We start from the raw sequence: 3,032 nt of genomic DNA, 5'->3' as shown, positions 1-3,032 counted from the left end.
TTGGTTAAGTCCTCGACCGATTAGTACTGGTCCGCTCCATGCATCGCTGCACTTCCACTTCCAGCCTATCTACCTGATCATCTCTCAGGGGTCTTACTTCCATATAGGAATGGGAAATCTCATCTCGAGGGGGGCTTCACACTTAGATGCTTTCAGCGTTTATCCCGTCCGTTCATAGCTACCCAGCGATGCGCCTGGCGGCACAACTGGTACACCAGCGGAACGTCCATCCCGGTCCTCTCGTACTAAGGACAGCTCCTCTCAAATTTCCTGCGCCCGCGACGGATAGGGACCGAACTGTCTCACGACGTTCTGAACCCAGCTCGCGTACCGCTTTAATGGGCGAACAGCCCAACCCTTGGGACCGACTACAGCCCCAGGATGCGATGAGCCGACATCGAGGTGCCAAACCTTCCCGTCGATGTGGACTCTTGGGGAAGATAAGCCTGTTATCCCCAGGGTAGCTTTTATCCGTTGAGCGATGGCCCTTCCATACGGAACCACCGGATCACTAAGCCCGACTTTCGTCCCTGCTCGACTTGTCAGTCTCGCAGTCAAGCTCCCTTATACCTTTACACTCTGCGAATGATTTCCAACCATTCTGAGGGAACCTTTGGGCGCCTCCGTTACATTTTAGGAGGCGACCGCCCCAGTCAAACTGCCCACCTGACACTGTCTCCCGCCACGCTGAGTGGCGCAGGTTAGAGTGTTCATACAGCAAGGGTAGTATCCCACCAACGCCTCTGCCGAAACTAGCGTTCCGGCCTCTACGGCTCCTACCTATCCTGTACAAGCGGTACAAACACTCAATATCAAGCTACAGTAAAGCTCCATGGGGTCTTTCCGTCCTGTCGCGGGTAACCCGCATCTTCACGGGTACTATAATTTCACCGAGTCTCTCGTTGAGACAGTGCCCAAATCATTACACCTTTCGTGCGGGTCGGAACTTACCCGACAAGGAATTTCGCTACCTTAGGACCGTTATAGTTACGGCCGCCGTTTACTGGGGCTTCAATTCTGGGCTTCGCTTACGCTAACTCATCCTCTTAACCTTCCAGCACCGGGCAGGTGTCAGCCCCTATACGTCATCTTACGATTTAGCAGAGACCTGTGTTTTTGATAAACAGTTGTTTGGGCCTATTCACTGCGGCTGCACTCACGTGCAGCACCCCTTCTTCCGAAGTTACGGGGTCATTTTGCCGAGTTCCTTAACGAGAGTTCGCTCGCTCACCTGAGGCTACTCGCCTCGACTACCTGTGTCGGTTTGCGGTACGGGTGATCTATTTCTTCCTAGACGCTTTTCTCGGCAGTGTGATATCAGTCACTTCGCTACTTAAATTTCGCTCCCCATCACACCTTGTCCTTAGAGAAGTAAGCATTTCACTCGCTTCAAGACTCAGTGCTTGGACACACATTTCCAGCCGTGTGCTTGACTTAACCTCCTGCGTCCCGCCATCGGTCAAACAAAATAGATCAGTACAGGAATCTCAACCTGTTTGCCATCGACTACGCCTCTCGGCCTCGCCTTAGGTCCCGACTAACTCTGGGAGGACGAGCCTTCCCCAGAAAACCTTAGTCATACGGTGGATCGGATTCTCACCGATCTTTCGCTACTCATGCCGGCATTCTCACTTCCAAGCGCTCCAGCCGTCCTCACGGTCGACCTTCAACGCCCTTGGAACGCTCTCCTACCACGCATCCTTACGGATGCATCCACAGTTTCGGTATTATGCTTAGCCCCGGTATATTTTCGGCGCAGGGTCACTCGACTAGTGAGCTATTACGCACTCTTTAAATGATGGCTGCTTCTGAGCCAACATCCTAGTTGTCTGTGCAACGCCACATCCTTTTCCACTTAGCATAAATTTAGGGACCTTAACTGGTGATCTGGGCTGTTCCCCTTTCGACGATGGACCTTATCGCTCACCGTCTGACTCCCGGAGTAAGATAATTGGTATTCGGAGTTTATCTGAATTCAGTAACCCAAGATGGGCCCCTAGTCCAAACAGTGCTCTACCTCCAATATCCATCCTCCGAGGCTAGCCCTAAAGCTATTTCGGAGAGAACCAGCTATCTCCAAGTTCGTTTGGAATTTCACCGCTACCCACAACTCATCCCAGCATTTTTCAACATACACGGGTTCGGTCCTCCAGTGCGTTTTACCACACCTTCAACCTGGTCATGGGTAGGTCACTTGGTTTCGGGTCTACACCAACATACTTATTCGCCCTATTCAGACTCGCTTTCGCTGCGGCTCCGGCTTTTCACCTTAACCTCGCATGTTAGCGTAACTCGCCGGTTCATTCTACAAAAGGCACGCTGTCACCCATTAACGGGCTCCAACTAATTGTAGGCACACGGTTTCAGGAACTATTTCACTCCCCTTCCGGGGTGCTTTTCACCTTTCCCTCACGGTACTGGTTCACTATCGGTCACTAGGGAGTATTTAGCCTTGGGTGATGGTCCACCCGGATTCCGACGGAATTTCACGTGTTCCGCCGTACTCAGGATCCCAAACGGAGGGTGAGCGGTTTCGACTACAGGGCTTTCACCTTGTCTCGCGCAGCTTTCCAGCTGACTTCGTCTATCACTCACTTTGGTAACTCCAATGTTTGGTCCTACAACCCCAAAGTGCAAGCACTTTGGTTTGGGCTGTTCCCACTTCGCTCGCCGCTACTATGGGAATCGCAATTGCTTTCTCTTCCTGCAGGTACTTAGATGTTTCAGTTCCCTGCGTTTGCCTTCATTGAGCTATGTATTCACTCAATGATAACCACCAAAGGTGGCTGGGTTCCCCCATTCGGAAATCTCCGGATCAAAGCTTACGTACAGCTCCCCGAAGCATATCGTCGTTAGTCACGTCCTTCATCGGCTCCTAGTGCCAAGGCATCCACCGTGCGCCCTTTGTAACTTAACCTTGATCGATTAAATCGATCGGTTTCGCGATTCGAATTTCTTTTAGAAACTCATACAAATACGCTGTGTTCTCGGCATTTCTTTAAAACAATGATATCCAGTTTTCAAAGAACAAA

1 rRNA gene is annotated in these 3,032 nt (G+C 51.3%); it reads right to left on the bottom strand.

Annotated elements, in window-relative coordinates:
* Positions 1-2,917, bottom strand: a 23S ribosomal RNA gene (locus FC75_RS08095).
* Positions 2,918-3,032: the final 115 nt, after the last annotated feature.

Origin of the sequence: Lacticaseibacillus camelliae DSM 22697 = JCM 13995 (genome assembly GCF_001436615.1) — a bacterium.
Classification (GTDB): Bacteria; Bacillota; Bacilli; order Lactobacillales; family Lactobacillaceae; genus Lacticaseibacillus; species Lacticaseibacillus camelliae.
Note: the sequence above shows the minus strand (reverse complement) of the source record. Positions and strands in the feature narration are given on the sequence as shown.